Genomic DNA, 15,650 nt, shown 5'->3' on the forward strand with positions numbered 1-15,650 from the left:
AGCACGGAAGCCCGTGCGCCGTAGACGGTTCGGGCGTAGATGTCGCATCCCTGCTTGTCGAAGCCGAAGGGGTGGCCCGCGCTGCGCGGGTCTCGCTGTTCATAGAAAGTGTCGGCCGGGTGGGGAGGGAGCCAACACCAAACATTGGGAGGGATCAGGACCAGAAGAGAGAGACCGTAAGGGAGGACCACAAGGAAGGGGTGGGTGGGTGGTTGCGTCAGGTGCGGAAGTTGCGTCTTGAGCTGCGCCACCTGCGGTGGCGTGTTCGCGCGTCAGGACGCGCTCAGTGCGGTGGCGAGTTGGGTCTCGCCGCAATGGTTGGCACGGGACAGCTCCGATGCAACGGCTGCCAGTGCATGCGGTTAGCCTCGGCCAATCACGCCTATTGAGCTGAAGATGGTCCTGAAATGGCAAAAGTGGCTCTGAGCTGCGGTGATGCGACTTGTACAAGGTTGAATCAGCAGTATCGAGGAGCACCTTTCTGGTGAGGGAGTCTATGTCGTGGTACCCGTCGCTGAAAATTGACGGGGACGGATCGCAGGTGGTGTCGCAGGCCGGGGCGGTGGCGCTGCTGCGGACTGCGGCGAGGGTGGGGTTGGATCGGGCGTTGTCGCAGGTGCTGGCGCCGTGGCGGAAACCCCTCGCGATTCATGATCCGGGGAAGATCCTGCTGGACTTGGCCGTGACGGTCGCCGTCGGCGGCGACTGCGCCGCCGACCTGGCGTTGCTACGCGGTGAACCGGGCGTGTTCGGTGCCGTGGCGTCGGACCCGACGGTGTCCCGGCTGATCACGACACTGGCCGCCGACGCGCCGCAGGTGTTGGCCGCCATCGCATCTGCCCGTGCCACCGCCCGCTCGGCGGCCTGGCGGGCTGCTGGCGACCAGGCACCGGATCACTCGATCACCGCCGCGAATCCGCTGACCATCGATCTGGATGCGACGTTGCTCGATGCGCACTCCGAGAAGGAATGCGCGGCAACGACATTCAAGAAGGGATATGGTTTCCACCCGTTGCTGGCGTTCGCCGATCACGGCCCGGACGGCACCGGTGAACCGGTCGCCGAACTGCTGCGGGCGGGCAACGCTGGCGCCAATACCGCCGCCGACCACAAGCAGGTCCTGGCCGCCGCGATCGCGCAGCTGCCGTGGCAGCCGGGCTACCGGATCGGCCGCAAAGTACTGGTGCGCACGGATTCCGGTGGCGGCACCCACGATTTCGTCGACTACTGCACCGCGCGGCGGGTCCAGTATTCGCTGGGTTTCACCCTCACCGACACCATTGTCGAGGCGGTCGACCGGATCCCGAAACACGTATGGACTCCCGCCTACGACGCCGACGGCGAGGTCCGTGAAGGAGCCTGGGTCGCCGAGCTCACCGGCATGCTCGACCTGACCGGCTGGCCGGACAGTATGCGCCTTATCGTGCGGAAAGAACGCCCGCATCCCGGCGCTCAGCTGCGGTTCACCGACGTCGACGGCCTCAGGTTGACCGCGTTCGTCACCAACACTCGCCGCGGTCAGCTCCCTGACCTGGAACTACGTCACCGCCGCCGCGCCCGCGCCGAGGACCGCATCCGAGCCGCGAAAGACACCGGACTGCGCAACCTGCCGTTCAAAGGGTGCAACGCCAACCGGATCTGGGTCGCGATCGTCGCGCGCGCGCTCGATCTGACCGCTTGGCTGCAGACCCTCGGCCTGCACGACCATCCAGCCCGCCGCTGGGAACCGAAAACACTTCGCCTGCAACTATTCTCGATCCCAGCCCGGGTCGCACACCACGCCCGCCGTGTCCATCTGCGCTTATCCCGTCACCACCGCGGCACCGGCCTGCTACTCACCGCACTGAACTGCCTGCACCCAGGCTGACCAGCCCGAACCGCACCAACGACCACTGAAAGGACCGCCATCCGGGCCCGTGGAACCCGGTAGCCACCCCGCTGACCGGGCTACCCCGCATTGCCCACCGGTCGCTGATCAGCGACCGGAAACCAATCCGAACCCGATCACGCAGGGGAGGCCCGACGAAAGGTCGAGGTTAGTCTGACCTGCGGGCAAGGCGAAAGCAGCAGTACCCCAATGGGTTTGAAGCGGAAAATCGATCCTAGACTGCTCCCGATCCCGAGATCTCTTGCTAGGCTTTTCAGCCTGTCGCTTCTAGATGCTGCGGCAGTCTTCGGACGGTCCGGTCCAGTTGAGGACAGGAGGGGGTCAGTGTTGGTGCGTCGGGAGGATTTCGGGCTGACCTTGGGTACCAGCACGTTGTGTCCGAATTGCCTACGGGTGCGTTCGGGGTTCGTGGCACGAGCAGGAACAAAGCTGACGAAATAAGTAGGGGAACGTGCAAAACGTTGAACAGGCTGATCCAATCCTGCGTTGGGCAGGCGGAAAACGTTGGCTGCTGCCGACGATTAGAACCATCATCGGTGAGGAGCGGATCATAAACTACCATGAGCCATTTTTGGGTGGCGCGGCGGTATTCCTAGGGCTCACATACGCTGGCAAAGCTTTTCTAGCCGATACAAACTCAGATCTTATCGAAGTATACGAGTGCATTCGAGACGAATATCGTGCCCTGCACGAGCTGCTATCCGAGCATGTCAACACTTCTCAGCATTACTATGCAGTGCGTAGTGAAATACCGGAATTGGCCATCGAACGAGCGGCTAGATTCATCTACATGAACCATACATCATATAATGGAATATACAGGGTTAACCTCAATGGCCAGTACAACGTACCATACGGTCGTCGCGAGAACCCGAGAATGCCGACACTCGAAGCTTTAAAAACCGTCTCGCAGAGGCTGCAAAATTCTTCTTTAGATGCGCGCGATTTCGAGTCGTGCCTCGATAGTGTCGGTCCTGGAGATCTGGTATTTTTGGACCCGCCCTATACGGTCGCCCATAACAATAATGGATTTGTCAAATACAATCAAAAACTTTTTTCATGGGAAGATCAGCGCAGGCTAAGCAACGTCGTCGACGAAATTAAGAAGGCAGGAGCATACTACATTCTGTCTAATGCTGCTCACGATTCAATTGCAGAACTGTTTGATAAGGGCGACCGCCTCGTAGTCACGAAGCGCAGAAACGCGGTAGGTGGTTCTGCATCAGCGAGGGGATCGGCATCCGAGTATCTCTTCACTAACGTGGGTGTGCTGTGACCCGATTTGAATCAGACAACCAGGAATATCTGGTACCGCCTAGAAGTATTCCCGCAGAGATCCGCAGACGGTTCGCAGTCGCTCATTTTAAGACAGTGTCATTCTCTGCCGTTGCTGAATATGAGCAGAACGGCTGGTTCGTTGAAAAGCGGATGAAAACTGGTGTAAGGATGAGGAAGCCGAAGGATGTCCATGAACGATTTCGAGATCGTGCCTGGGCAGCCTTTGCAAAGCTCGGATTCGCCCACATGAACAATGAACAAGGCACTCTTCCATGGGTGCCGATTTCGGATAGCTCGCGTAGCGTAGAGATATTCGCAGCAGACGAAGAAGTTGCGCTAATCGCACTCTGTCGGTCATTCGATGACAATAAGAACCAGAGTTTCAAAGAAGATATTGCATTCATAGAAGATAACCGAGACAAGTTAATAGCTAGAGTCCGAGCTGCCTTTCCGGGAAGGAAGATTCGCTTCCTTCTTGTCACCAACAATTGTGAGGTCACTCCACAGACTGAGCGTCTGTTGGGAAGTGCCCAGATTGCTCATATGGACCATGACACTATAGAGTATTATATTGAGCTTGCGGAGCATTTAGGCAAGGCTGCCAAATATCAAATCCTTGGAAGCCTGTTTGCGAATCAGAAGATTCCCGAGCTGGATCCTCGTGTTGCTGCAATAGAGGCGCGCATGGGTGGGCACACGTACTATTCGTTTGTTATTGAGCCTGAGCGTCTACTAAAAGTGGCATATATTCTCCATCGGACTAGGGCCAACAGGGATCTGATGCCCACATATCAGCGCCTTATTAAGCGTCCAAGACTCAAGGTAATATCCAAGTTCGTAGAGGACGGCGGGTTCTTCCCTAACTGCCTGATACTGAATATAGATTCGGGCGGGCGCCGCGTGAAATTCGACCTGCTTGGTGGTCAGTTACAAGGAGCTGTGAGTCGCGTGGGAATATTGCATCTTCCGCAGAAGTACCGCGCCGCCTTTGTCATCGATGGCCAACATCGGCTATATGGATATGCCAATTCGAAGCGAGCCGGATCGGATCTTATCCCTGTTGTCGCATTTGTAGATCTGAAGCGCTCTGACCAGGTTCGCTTATTTATGGAGATAAACGAGTATCAACAAGCTGTGCCGAAGGCCCTTCGGCTTACGCTTAACGCAGATCTCCTTTCGGACTCGCCAGATCTTAGTGAGCGGGTGCGCTCACTAATTCTGCAGATTGCTCAGCATCTTGGAGAATCGAGAAATTCGGTGTTGTGTGGCCGGATTCTCATAGGAGAGAGCACCAAGTCGCCGACTCGATGCATAACGATCGATGCTGTTCGCCGCGGTATTGAGCGCGCAAACTATCTGGGCACATTTAGCAAGACTCAGGTGCTCCATGCTGGGACATTTTATAGGGGATCCAACGATCAGTCCTTCGGCCCACTAGCTAATTTCATTGAGAAGTGTCTCATGTATGTTCGTGATGGTGTAAGGGGGCAATGGGATCTGGGGAGCTCTGAAGGTGGGTTTATATTTATCAATAACGGCGTCGAAGCGATGCTTAGAATATTCAGTGACGCTGTCGATCATGTGGTCGCTGGTCGTGATTCTTCTCCGTTCTCACGAGATCCAGATAGAGTCTTCGAAGAGGTGAAGCCTCTACTGGATCCGATGATAACTCATCTACATGGACTCTCTCCTGAAGAGCGTTTAACGTATCGGAAACAATATGGATCGGGAGGGGCAATCCGATATTGGCGACGCTTGCAGATAGCGATCCACGAGTCGGTTCCCGATTTCAAGCCTCCTGGCCTTGAAGAGTATATTGCTAACGAGACTAAGCAATTTAATAAAGACTCCGTCGTCATGGTTAGAGAACTTGAGGATTTTCTTAAGAGTGACGTCCGCAAACGACTTGAGGGCGAGTATGGTAACAAGTGGTTCAAGCTGGGAGTTCCGGCCGTGGTGCGTACGAGCGCTGGGAAGCTGGCGGTGGAGAAGAATGCTGAACTCGACCTTGACGAAGAGGTAGAGGAATGGGACTGCTTGTACCTGGTCGATTATCAAAAGATACTTGTACAAAACAATGAGCTGTGGAAGAAGCTATTCGAGAAGAGGTACACCAAGCCGGGAGATGAACATAAGCGCGGGTCGTGGAAAGAGCGTACAAACTGGATTGGTCGACTCAACAAAATCAGAAATGACATCGTCCATGGGGGATCTGTCCGGGAAGATGATTATGAATTTCTGGTTACCTTGAAAACTTGGCTTGTAGAGGGTAAGGCGGACAACTACCTGTAATCATAATTACTGCTGACATCCGGATGGACGTGTCTTCGATGCGGCCCAGCCGGTCCGCCGGTTAGATGGCGCGGAACCCAAGTAGCGAATGCTCTGGCGGATGCAGAGGCTCACCGGACCGTGAAATGGGAACAAGTGCTTTTTAGGTTCCCCGGATCCGATCGCCGCTGCGCGTCGGTGGCACATGGCGGTGTATGACTTCAGCTTCATGGCGCTGGAGGGGGAGCCCTGAGCACGAGGAGGTTTGAGGCATTTCAGGATTTTGGGGACTCTTCGTGATGACTTCTATTCATCCGCGTGTACTGATCTGGGGGTGCGGGGAGCCACCCATCGCGGCGACGGCGACAACTGGCTTCCCCCGTACGTCAACTTGCGTGTCTCCAACATTGCAAGGGAAGGCGACGAAGAGGTGAGCGGAACTGTTCCGGGCGGAACGTAGGGAGTATAGACCAATAGATTATAGGAACCAGGTCTCTAACCAGCAGGTTCTTGCTGGCCGGCACATAGCTGACTGTAATTGAACTCATAATCTGGAGTTCAACAAGGAGCTTCGTGGACCTGAGCCTGCTATGGGTCGGCGACGGGTCGTGGGGCGGATCAACAACCCGCCGCCGGAGGTGCCCTTCGATGGAATTGGTGACGCGCAGACCGTCTGTGCACCGGTATATTTGGCGGTTGTGGATATTGTTGCGTGCATGGTCTGCGGCGCGAGCGAGGGGGCGCGGGAAAGACCTGTGCCGCTTCGTACGGTCGCCTGCGATGAGTGCTGGGACAAGGCGGTGCAGTTTCCCGACCGCGAACCACAGCGTCCCGATGTTGAACTGGTGGCTGAGCAAATCCGTACCGGGCCGACGGTTGATCCGAGGGAGGGTACGCCCAGCTAATGCAAGTACTGCGGTGCCGAATGTTCTTGGCACCGGACTTTGAACGGGCGTTGGCTGCTGCTGGAGCCTGGCGACTACCCACTTTCGAAGATACCACCGGGTAAGCGCTGGCGCGTTGCTGGTGACGGCACAGCAGTGAACTTGGGGTCAGCCAACCCGACTGACGAATGCCGGATCACCCACTTTGACGTCTTCCCGGCGAAACGAGCACCCGAAGACGGCACGCTGTTGCTGGCTGTGTGGCGGGGGAATCGGCGAGACTGGATGGCTAGAGAGAATCAGTAACAACATCGCCCCACTGGCGAGCGTCGGTCGACTCGAGTTGGTTGACTCACTGGGGGCGGGTTTTCATGTCGAGTAGCTGGACTCGGGGACCCACTTCGTCTCTGCAACCAAGATCGATAGAACGTGCTTCGACAGCAATGTATTTCGTCGGTATGGTCCTTACTTACGTGTGTATTGCCTGGTCAGGACAGTGTTCGGAGTGTTTGATCTCATAATCCATTGGTCGCGGGTTCGAGCCCCGCCCGCCCCACAAACGAGCCCGTCAACGGGCTTGGCGTCGAGGTGCGGACTGGGCTCCACGCGATTGTCCTCTGGGTGCGTGGGGTTCATGCGGTCCGGCAGTAGGTGCCCGTGTCGTCGGGCGGCCGGTCACCGTTCGGGCCGAGGGCGCACGGAGCCGGTGCTCGAGTTCCATTCGGGACCGACCTCGCGGGGGGTTTGCCAGGTGGGATTTCCACCCACAACAAAGAGTAGATTTTGCCCAGTGTCCCCAGTCGGAATGCGGCCTATCCGGAATGTCTCGATACCGCGCGTGTGAAAACCCTTACGCAACACGGGGACCGGGCGTATTCCGTTCTGCCGCAACGGTTCGGACTCGATTTTGAATCGTCGGGCCCGGCTCCCGGATCGACGATCCGGGCTGTGTTCTGTATCTGCATTTCAATGGAGCGGAAGGAAATCGCTCAACATGATCGATATCGGACACTCGGCGAACATGACATCGCTATACTGGCGACAGGACATCGCACCGGCTGCACTCGAGGGCATTATCCGCGAACTCTACCGAGCCGCCAGGAGGAAGCTTGATGTTCGAGCTGCCGGACGTTCCATTCAGTCGACAACTGTCAAGGCCGATCGCACTACTGGGGCTACGGCCGCCGATACTGCCCCCGGCGCTCAACCAGTTTCTGCCGAATGTGATCGAACCGCTGGGTAAAGTACCCGCCCTGCGGCGCGAGTTGAGCCGGTTTTTCGTCAACTACTACGGCTACGCGACCTCACCGCGGCCACGCCCGCTGACACTCGGTCGCGACTACACGACCTGGCGGACGCTCACCGACCGTACGTACACCGGGCGCCACCTACCGCCGGCTCCCCCGGAGCAGCAGGAGAAATGGCCCAATCAGGCCGATGTGGTCGCACTGTTCCGGCGAGATCAGGAAATCAAGTCCACTGACACCAGTGTAATGTTCATGTTCTTTGCTCAGTGGTTCACCGATAGTTTTCTGCGTACGAGTCACGGTACGGGTCCCGAAGATTATCAACGTAACACGTCCAATCATGAAATAGACTTGTGTCAGATCTACGGGCTCACCGAGGAAAAGACCTCCATGCTGCGCTCGAAGACCGGCGGCCGACTGAAGACCCAGTACATCGGCGACGAGGAATTTCCGGAATTTCTTTTCGAGCGTCGGCAGCCGGGAGCATCGCTCGTCGTCAAGCCGGAATTCAAGGGCCTCCACGACGAGGAGTTCCTCATAAAATTCATACTCGACGGTGCCCCAGAAGAGCACAAGGACACGATGTTCGCCGTCGGACTCGAGCACGGCAACTCGACCATCGGCCAGACGATGTTGAATACCGTCTTCTATCGTGAACACAACCGGATCGCACGAATACTCGAGCAGGAGTACCCGAAATGGGACGATGACCGGTGGTTCGATACCACTCGCAACGTCATGATCGTCATACTGCTGAAGCTGGTGATCGAGCAATACATCAGACACATTGCGCCTTTCGGCTTCCCGATCGAGACAGTCCCATTTTTGGCAGAAGGGGAACGCTGGAACCGCTCGAACTGGTGTGCCATCGAGTTCAACTTGCTATACCGATGGCACTCGCTCGTGCCGAACAGCATTGGCAGCGGCGCCGACCGGATGGAACCGTCCGAATTCCGCAACAATAACCCGTTGCTGTTGCGTCGGGGAATCGAGGCGCTGATGGCGCAGTGCTCGTGGGAGCGAGCAGGAAAGATCGGACTTCGCAACACCCCACACTTTCTTGTCGACCGGTCTCGACCAGAAGATCCCTCCACCGAGGAACGGACGGTCGCATTGATGAGAAAGGCGCAGTTGCGTTCCTACAACGAATACCGGGAAGCTTTCGGGCTCCGGCGATTGTCGAGCTTCGAGCAGCTCACCCGCGACCCGGAATTGCGCCGTAGGATCGAGGAACTCTACAAGAACATCGATGATCTCGAGTGGTATGTCGGGATTTTTGCCGAGGACTACCCCGATTACCTCATGATGGGTGAGTTGTTGACGACGATGGTGGCACACGACGCGTTCACTCAAGCCTTCACCAACCCGCTGCTGGCTCGCAACGTCTTCAACGAGGAGACATTCTCACGCATCGGCCTTGAAATCATAGAGGAGACCAACTCGCTCGGACAGATCGTCGCCCGCAATTCCACCTCGCCTGACAAGGTGGTGGTCGAGTTCAGCTGCTGAACTCAGCCCTCGAAACCGCGCGGACTGCTGCCTCCTGCACTTGTCCAGCACCGCCGGGAACGCGGCAGCCGTCGGAACCAGATGGACGACGTTATCGCCAACATCAAACCGCCGCAGGTGGGTGCAAGGTCACGCAGCTTGTCGCCTGCCAGGCTGAAGGGTTCTGGCGCGGGAAGCGTGATCATTTCGCCATAAGTTTGCTCACGGTGGGGTGGGTGAGTAGAAGGCGCTTGCGTATCAAGTCCAGCTTCGCCCGTCCGAAGCATTGGCGTTTCTGATGCTTCAGTTTGTTGACGGTGCCCTCGGTGGGCCCATTGCTCCATTCCAGAGTGAGTCCTGCGGTGACGGCGGCGAAGTCGTGTTCCAGGCCGGTGGCGAAAGAGTGCAGCGCGGGCAGGTCCTCGGCGCGGACCTGCGCGATCCAGTCCGGCAGGCGATCACCGTGTCGGTCGCGCATCATGACCGCGAAGGCGCCGACGTGGCGGCGGACAGCTGCCAGTTGGGAACAGCAGTCCAGGATCGCGGTCAGTTGTTGGGCGTCGTCGCCGGTGAGGGTGTCCGGGTCTCGCATGATCCAGGCGGTGACGGCACGGATTTTCGGTTTCGCTGGTGGAATTGCCGCTGGGCGAGGGGTTTTCCTGTCACTGCGGTAGGGCTGCAGGTAGCGGTAGACGGTGCGCTGGCTGCCGCGGTAGCCGAGCTGGTGCAGTTCGGCGGTGAGGACGGCGATGTCGGTGCAGCCGGCGTTCCAGCGGGTGAGTAGGTGTCCGGCGTACTCGTCCAGCAGCGCCGCCCGGGACGTGGCGGCAGCGATCACGTCGTCGGGGCTGGATGCGGCGGCGAATCGGCGGGCGGTTTTCCGGTCGATGTCGAGCTGTTTGGCGATCGTGCGCAGCCCGACGCCCTGGTCGAGCAGTTCGTGCACGGCGTGGTAGCGCTCGGCGGTGCGTGCCCGCAGCTGCGCATACCGATCGCCGGGATCCGCCGCCGGCACCGGCGGCAGTGTGCCCGCCGGACTGGATGCTTCCGTGGTTGCAGGCTGGTCAGCTACCGTGGAATCGGTTGCCGCCGTGGATGCTTCGCGCAGGCAGTTGCGATGGGCGACAACGGTTTTCTCCACCGCCTGGCCCAGGTTGTGCCACAGATGCCATCGGTCCGCGCACTGGATGGCCTGCGGTGCGCCGCGGCGCGCGCCGTCAGCGTAGGCTCCGGCTCGGTCTCGAGTGATCACCTCGACCCCTGGATGCGCGGACAGCCATTCGGCCAGGGTGTCGGCTTCCCGGTCGTCGAGGATGTCGATGGGCCGATGCGTCGACATGTCCAGCAGGACCGTGCCATAGGTGCGGCCGCGGCGAACGGCGAAATCGTCGACGCCGAGCACCGTGACGGTGCCCACCGGCGGATCCGGGACCGCACGGACCAGCCGCAACAGCGTGTCGCGGCTGGCGGCCAGACCCAGCCGCCGCGCCAGCCGCGCACCAGCGCGTCCGGCCAGCTCCAGCCCGATCGTGGTCAGCATCGACGTCAGCTGATTCGTCCGCCGCGACCTCCGCGTGGTCAGCCCATCCACCTGCTCGGCGAAAGTCTTCGCCGCACACCCAGTATTGCCGCAGAAGAACCGTCGCACGATCAGCACCAGAACCATCGCGCGCCCTGCGACAGCGGCGTCGCTCAACGTTCGCCGGTACCGGGAATGCACACGCCCGGAGGCGGTTCCGCACTCCGGGCACTGGGCCATAGCCGTGGCAGCAGCAGCTTCGACGATCACCGCATCACCATCACTGCGAATCCCGCCGATGACGACGGAACCCAAGTGCGGCAACAATTTTCGAACCAGATCACCAGCGCACGCCCGTCATCACTACCAGCAGCAGGCCGCCCACGGCAAGCCGCCGACCAGCGGCGTCACGCTTCCTGCGCCAGAACCTGAATATGGGACCGGGTTGGTTCCGGTCGCGTGGCCTGATGCTGATGGTGGCCGAGTGTGGGGTGGTTGGTCGATCCCGGGCTGGGTGTCAGGGGTGTGGCCAGTCGGTCTCGGGTCCGCCGGGCGGGCAGTGCCAGCGTTCGTCGGGAAGGTAGGCTGCCCAGGCTTCGTAGCGTTCCTGTGGCGGGCAGAGGATGTGTGCGCCGGTGTCGAAGGTGAGGGTGAGTTCCCAGTCCCGGACCTTCGCGGTAGTGAGTCGATGGTTCAGCAAGCCCAGGGCCGGACCTGCGGTGAGCGGATCGTCCTCGACTCGGACTTCCCGCTTCTTGTTCGCCGCGTCGGTGAACTGAAAGTCGGTCAGGTCCAGGTAAACACCGGGCTGATCGGGTGCTCCGAGATCGAAGACCAGGCGCAGACACGATTTCCAGACCCAGATCTGTTCGATCTCGAGTCCGGTCAACGCGGTGAACTCACCCATGGCCACGACCAGAGCGTAACGAAGACACCCGATGCGTGCGGACGATCGAGTGTCGGCGAGAGTGCTGCTGGTCAGCTCGTTTCGCCGGGATGGGCCGGTTTGCCGCGACGCGGCTTCTGGCGTTGCCGGTAGGACTCGCCCTCGATGACGAGTTCGTAGGCGGCCGATTGCAGCCGGTCCATCGCCGACTGCGCCATAGCGGGTCGGCCATCATGGTCAGAATCTCGGGGGCTTCCCGGATCAGCAGGTCGACGCGGTGCAGTTTGCGCATCTCGTCTTCGTAGCTGCCGTCCAACCTTCACCACGCAACCATTTGAACAGTTTGTCGGCGCGTTCGGTGTGAACGGTATGGTGGCGGCGGACGGCGATGTGTCCTAATACGTTGGCCAGGAAAGTTTTTCCGACCACGACTGGTCCCATCACCAGGACGTTGTAGGCGTCGGCGAGGAATCGTAGTGAAGTCAGTTCGGCCCAGAGTTCGCGGTCGAAGGTGACCGCGGTCGAATCGTCCCATGCCGCCAGGCGCATCTGCGGGTCCAGGTGGGCGGTTTTGGCGTGGCGTTGCTCGGATTGCCGGTCACGGCGGGCGACCTCGTCGGCGAACAGCATCTCCAGGAAGTGTGATGCGGCAGCCGGTTCGACCGCGCTAGAGCGAGGCGTTCGGGCAGAGTGTCCAGGAGTTGGCCGAGCTCGAGCCTGCGTATCAGCGACTTCAGCTCCGGGGTGACCTCGATCGGTTTGGCCGCTGGGGCGGCGGCGGGACGGCGAGTGGTGCTCATGAGGGCCTTCTGACCGCGAAATCGGTGGTGGAACAGACGAACCGGGACGGTGCCGGTGCGGCAGCAGGGTCAGCTGCTGGCCGGTAGTGCCGCGAGTGAGCATGCGGTCGATGACGCCGACGTCGACGACCTCGACGTCCAGGGCGCGGCGACAGGCGTCATCGACGGCGTCGGCGCTGTGGCGGCGCACCAACCCGAGCAGCCGGTAGACCTGCCGCATCTTCGTCCAGGGCAGTGGATGCTCGAGCACCGCCGCCGCATAAGCACCGACATGCGGGCCATCGGCTTCTGCATAGCGGTTGTTCGCGATCGGCTGGAACAGGATCGGCGCCGCAGCGTCGCTCGAGCCGACGCAGGTCAATGGCTACCCGGCTCTCACCCCTCGGGCTCGATTCAAGGATTCGGGTAAGCGGGGAAGTTGGTCGGGAAGGTCGGGGTCGGGAAGCTGGGGGGGAAAGTCGGGATTGGGAAGGTGGTCGGGAATGTCGGGGTTGGGAAGGTGGTTGGGAAGGTTGGGGTCGGGTAGGTGGGGAAGGTCGGGGTCGGGAAGTTGGTCGGGAAGGTCGGGAAGTTGGTTGGGAAGGTCGGGGCCGGGAAATTGGTCGTGTAGGTCGGGAAGGTGAAGGTGGGGAAGTTTGTCGTGTACGTCGGGAAGGTCGGGATCGGGTACTGGTCGAAAGGCTGGGCGACCAGACGCGCAGCCTCGGCGTCGGCTTCGGTGGCTTCGACGTAGGACGCGGCATCTGCCGCGGGGCCGGGTTCGGCGTCGTAGGCGGCCAGCGTGGCGACACCGGACAGGAGTGCGGCGGCGGACAGAACCGGGGCGAGGAGCGTTACGGGAGACAGCACGAATTTCCCTTCTCGAATCCTGGCCGATCAGCGTCGGCGACGGGTCGGGCAGCGGGTCAACCTCTGGAAAGCGTGCGGTCAGCAGGTTAGTGGCAGTGGCGATTGCTATCGGGAAACCACGCCGCGCCAATCTTCTCGATGGCTTCTCGGCATCGGGCGCCCTGCTCGAGTGTGGTTCTGCGTCGATGCAGCGGACACTGCACTCGTTATGGAAGGAATGTCGCGGGACGGTTTCATTTCGAGCACACTGGACTCCCGCTCCGGAGTGTTGCTGATAGTTTGCTGACGGTGGCCTCTAATGCAGGCCTGCTGATCGACGAATGGCCCGGACTACCAGTGGAGGTCAAGGTCGTGACTCGTCTGTTTCCTCGTTTCCTACGCAGCTGGCGTAGCGGTTCACCCAGAATCCTCGGTCCGCTCGCCGGTATGGCGGTCGGGCTGCTGCTAGCGGTGTCGGCAACCGCCGAGCCGTTGTATCCGCGGCCTCATCCGGACCCGTTCTTTGCTCCACCAGCGGATCTGGCGGCGCACCGACCCGGTGATGTGCTCGACGTGCGGGCACTGCCGCCGCTGCCCCTGTTTCCCGGCGCGTCGGTCACACTGGTCGAATTCCGGTCCACCGACTCGCATGGCGGGCCGATCGCGGCGACGACCACGATCCTCACGCCCGCCAACCATCCACCCAACGGGCCGCTGCTGTCGTATCAGCACTTCATCAATGCGCTCGGTACCGACTGCGCGGTATCGCACCTGCTCTACGCCGGCGATACGAATCTGAACACGACGACGCCGCTTTTGAACGTGCTGCTGCAGCAGGGCTGGAGTATCGCGCTGCCGGATCATCTCGGACCGAACTTCGCCTTCGGCGCCGCGCGCTTGGGTGGCCAGATCACGTTGGACGGCATCCGTGCGGCGCAACAGCTGCCCCCGCTCGGCTTGCAGCACAGCCCAGTGGTGATGACCGGCTACTCCGGCGGCGGCATGGCCACCGCATGGGCGGCTGCGCTGCAGCCCTCGTATGCACCTGACCTGCGGATCGCGGGCGCGGCCATCGGCGGCGCGCCGATGAACCTCCTGACGATGGCGGAGGCGCTGGGCTTGGAGCCACATCCGGCCTTCGGGCTGGCCATGGCGGCGGCGATCGGCCTGGAGCGGGAGTACCCGGACCGGGTGCAGACCAGCGCGCATCTCAACGCGCGCGGTCTCGAGATCCGTGACGCCATGGCCAACAGCTGCACCAACGACATCCTGGCCGTCGGCGCCGGCGGCAGCGCTCGGGAGTTCGTCACCACCACCTCGATCTTCGAGCGGAGCGAGGCCAGGGCGGTGGTGGAGGAGAACAGCGTGGAACTCTACGCCGGGGCGCCGGAAATGCCGATCTTCGAATGGCATTCGCCGGACGATCCGCTGATTCCGGTCGCCGCCATCGACAACACCAACGGCCGCTGGTGCGCGGCCGGGGTGCGGTTGCAGACACTGCGGGTGCCCGGTGTCGAGCATCTGTCCGCGGCGTTACTGGGCGCGCCCACGGTACTGCCGTGGCTCCAGGCCCGGGTTCGCGGAGAGCCTGCGCCCGTCACCTGCTGACGCATCGGTCACGCGAACCGCTCAGGCTGAAGTGCTGCTGCGGTTCGCGTGCCCGGTGCGGGAGTCACTGAGCGGGTCGCGCTGAGCAGGGCGGCCGCCAGAACGACGCCAACGACGTCATCAACCGGACGACGCCGAGGAGCACGATGCCGCAGCCGAGGACCCACAGTGGCCGGGTCAGCCACCAGGTATGCGGATCGCGCGGCAGGAGCAGCGCGGGCGCCGAAAGGGCGGCTCCGGTGACTGCCGCGATGACCGGGATGTGCCAGAGGTAGATGGTCATGAGGCGGGCGGACACGTAGTCGATGACACGACCTGCGCTTCCGCGTCGCTCCCAGGTGCGCATTCGTCGATCGGCGAAGGTGAATACCGCCAGCTGGATCACGGCGAGAATGGAGATAGCGGCGGTCGGGGGAGCCAAGTTGGATACGGCGGCGGCGGCTACTCCGTACATGGTCGGCGGATACGGTCCCGCCAGCACCATTGCCACGAGTGCGGCGATACCGATCGCGACGATCGCGAGCAGTCCGGCATCCGGGACCGGGTGCAGCGTTCGGCGAGCGTGCAGCACGCCGAGTTGATGACAGAACAACCATACGAACAGCAGATTCCATTCGGCGTAACCCGAACCCGTGAACCGCAGTGCATCGATCGTCAGTGACGCTGCGAGCAAACCGGCCACCGATCGATGACGAGGGTGTTAGCGAAGCCACCGGCGAGAAAAAAACAGCGGCATCACCTGCAGCACCCAGCTCAATGCCCATATCGGTCTGCTGTGCAGGGTGAGATCACCCCGAACGGCGCCCCCACCGCCGGTGACTCGCACCGAGATCCAATGCACGACCACGACCACAGCGATGGCGAACGCCCGGACGACGTCGACGTTCCAGTTCCGCGGTGTGGTCCTGCTGCGCGTCGCGAGTGTGCCGACCTCCGGTGGCTCCATGCAGCTC

General features: G+C 60.9%; 11 protein-coding genes and 3 pseudogenes. 7 read left to right on the forward strand and 7 right to left on the reverse strand.

All coding sequences use genetic code 11. The features are described 5' to 3' along the window. Positions 1-251: pseudogene (locus tag AB0M45_RS27880) on the reverse strand (hypothetical protein); the annotation flags it as partial. Between the two features lie 245 nt (positions 252-496). Here AB0M45_RS27880 and AB0M45_RS27885 point away from each other — a divergent pair. The 5 genes and pseudogenes from AB0M45_RS27885 to AB0M45_RS27905 all read left to right on the forward strand — a co-directional run bounded on the left by AB0M45_RS27885 (position 497) and on the right by AB0M45_RS27905 (position 9,077). Continuing rightward, entirely contained in the window at positions 497-1,867 is a 1,371-nt protein-coding gene (locus AB0M45_RS27885; RefSeq protein WP_364335424.1) for an IS1380 family transposase, read from the forward strand. 472 nt (positions 1,868-2,339) lie between these two features. Beyond that, on the forward strand, positions 2,340-3,164 hold the full coding sequence (locus AB0M45_RS27890) for a Dam family site-specific DNA-(adenine-N6)-methyltransferase (protein ID WP_364335302.1): 825 nt from the start codon (positions 2,340-2,342) through the stop codon (positions 3,162-3,164). Continuing rightward, entirely contained in the window at positions 3,161-5,458 is a 2,298-nt protein-coding gene (locus tag AB0M45_RS27895) for a DGQHR domain-containing protein (protein WP_364335304.1), read from the forward strand. The genes AB0M45_RS27890 and AB0M45_RS27895 overlap by 4 nt, the downstream gene beginning before the upstream one ends. An 896-nt stretch (positions 5,459-6,354) precedes the next feature. Next, positions 6,355-6,627, forward strand: a pseudogene (locus tag AB0M45_RS27900) (DUF6083 domain-containing protein); the annotation flags it as partial. Between the two features lie 806 nt (positions 6,628-7,433). Then, on the forward strand, positions 7,434-9,077 hold the full coding sequence (locus AB0M45_RS27905; protein ID WP_364335306.1) for a peroxidase family protein: 1,644 nt from the start codon (positions 7,434-7,436) through the stop codon (positions 9,075-9,077). A gap of 181 nt (positions 9,078-9,258) precedes the next feature. Here AB0M45_RS27905 and AB0M45_RS27910 read toward each other — a convergent pair whose 3' ends face one another. From AB0M45_RS27910 to AB0M45_RS27920, 3 genes and pseudogenes are all read right to left on the reverse strand, one after another. Next, the gene (locus AB0M45_RS27910; RefSeq protein WP_364335308.1) at positions 9,259-10,845 is read right to left on the reverse strand and encodes an ISL3 family transposase; all 1,587 of its coding nucleotides are present in this window, start codon (positions 10,843-10,845) and stop codon (positions 9,259-9,261) included. A gap of 247 nt (positions 10,846-11,092) precedes the next feature. Beyond that, positions 11,093-11,482 carry a DUF6188 family protein gene (locus tag AB0M45_RS27915; protein WP_364335426.1) on the reverse strand — a complete coding sequence of 130 codons (390 nt, stop codon included), beginning with the start codon at positions 11,480-11,482 and terminating at the stop codon, positions 11,093-11,095. Positions 11,483-11,553: 71 nt separating this feature from the next. Then, positions 11,554-12,261: pseudogene (locus AB0M45_RS27920) on the reverse strand (ATP-binding protein). Positions 12,262-12,316: 55 nt separating this feature from the next. On the opposite strand from AB0M45_RS27920, the gene AB0M45_RS27925 reads away from it, so the two are divergent. Next, entirely contained in the window at positions 12,317-12,670 is a 354-nt protein-coding gene (locus tag AB0M45_RS27925) for a hypothetical protein (RefSeq protein ID WP_364335310.1), read from the forward strand. Here the strand turns inward: AB0M45_RS27925 and AB0M45_RS27930 are convergent. After that, positions 12,655-13,110: a hypothetical protein gene (locus tag AB0M45_RS27930; RefSeq protein WP_364335312.1), complete on the reverse strand. Its 456-nt coding sequence runs from the start codon at positions 13,108-13,110 to the stop codon at positions 12,655-12,657. The two genes, AB0M45_RS27925 and AB0M45_RS27930, sit on opposite strands and share 16 nt — an antisense overlap. Positions 13,111-13,536: 426 nt before the next feature. On the opposite strand from AB0M45_RS27930, the gene AB0M45_RS27935 reads away from it, so the two are divergent. Continuing rightward, a complete protein-coding gene (locus tag AB0M45_RS27935) occupies positions 13,537-14,697 on the forward strand; it encodes a lipase family protein (RefSeq protein ID WP_364335428.1) in 1,161 nt (386 codons plus the stop codon). 64 nt (positions 14,698-14,761) lie between these two features. Here AB0M45_RS27935 and AB0M45_RS27940 read toward each other — a convergent pair whose 3' ends face one another. Then, complete coding sequence (locus AB0M45_RS27940) at positions 14,762-15,370, reverse strand: acyltransferase family protein (RefSeq protein WP_364335314.1); 609 nt, start codon at positions 15,368-15,370, stop codon at positions 14,762-14,764. A 27-nt stretch (positions 15,371-15,397) separates the two neighbouring features. After that, a complete protein-coding gene (locus AB0M45_RS27945) occupies positions 15,398-15,643 on the reverse strand; it encodes a hypothetical protein (RefSeq protein WP_364335316.1) in 246 nt (81 codons plus the stop codon). Between the last annotated feature and the right edge of the window lie 7 nt (positions 15,644-15,650).

This window comes from Nocardia sp. NPDC051787, from assembly GCF_040681325.1.
Taxonomy (GTDB): Bacteria; Actinomycetota; Actinomycetes; order Mycobacteriales; family Mycobacteriaceae; genus Nocardia.

Bases quoted from the DNA above. Each gene is read 5' to 3' on its own strand.
- AB0M45_RS27885 (WP_364335424.1), top strand. From the start codon at position 497: ATGTCGTGGTACCCGTCGCTGAAAATTGACGGGGACGGATCGCAGGTG.
- AB0M45_RS27905 (WP_364335306.1), top strand. From the start codon at position 7,434: ATGTTCGAGCTGCCGGACGTTCCATTCAGTCGACAACTGTCAAGGCCG.
- AB0M45_RS27915 (WP_364335426.1), bottom strand. From the start codon at position 11,482: ATGGGTGAGTTCACCGCGTTGACCGGACTCGAGATCGAACAGATCTGG.
- AB0M45_RS27935 (WP_364335428.1), top strand. From the start codon at position 13,537: ATGGCGGTCGGGCTGCTGCTAGCGGTGTCGGCAACCGCCGAGCCGTTG.
- AB0M45_RS27945 (WP_364335316.1), bottom strand. From the start codon at position 15,643: ATGGAGCCACCGGAGGTCGGCACACTCGCGACGCGCAGCAGGACCACA.